Source organism: Micromonospora mangrovicola (assembly GCF_047200535.1).
GTDB lineage: Bacteria > Actinomycetota > Actinomycetes > Mycobacteriales > Micromonosporaceae > Micromonospora.
In genome coordinates this window covers 1-475 of record NZ_JBJZOG010000270.1, presented here as the reverse complement: position 1 = coordinate 475, position 475 = coordinate 1, and the positions used below count along the sequence as shown (strand labels likewise).

The following is a 475-nucleotide window of genomic DNA, read 5'->3' as shown; positions in this document are numbered from 1 at the left end:
GGTGGGGTGTGCCCGAGTGGATGGGCGATGACAAGTTCGTCGCCGACGGCCGCAGCGACCACGCCGGCCACCATGGCCAGGTGGGCGTATGACGCCGATGCGGCGAGACGGACCGGGTCGGTGGACACGGCAATCGCTTCCGCCAGGACTTCCCCAGCCCGGTAGATGTAGATCCGCCACAGCAGCACGGTGGTCGCGATCGACACTGCGAACGCGGCGATCCCGTCCGGCGCGAAGCCGCTGCTGCTCAGCGCCAGGCCGGTAACCAGGATCAGCTCGCCGAGCGCGATGATGAAGAACTGCCGGTAGCGCTCGGCCAGGTGCTCGCCCGAGATCACAAGGTCTTCGCTGGGCGTACGGCCCGCCCTCGGCGTCGGGAAGCCGATTCTGCCTGCCGTGTGGTCAAGGACCACCGCGAGTGCCCACAACGCGCCACGCGCCGTACCGTGCACGAGCGCCCCCGCGATCCACGGCA

Annotated in this window: 1 protein-coding gene; it reads right to left on the bottom strand. The window is 69.5% G+C overall.

Features of this window, described 5'->3' with window-relative positions:
- Positions 1–475: low temperature requirement protein A (locus ACL02O_RS34425; protein WP_412822360.1), on the bottom strand; the 475-nt coding region annotated here is incomplete at both ends.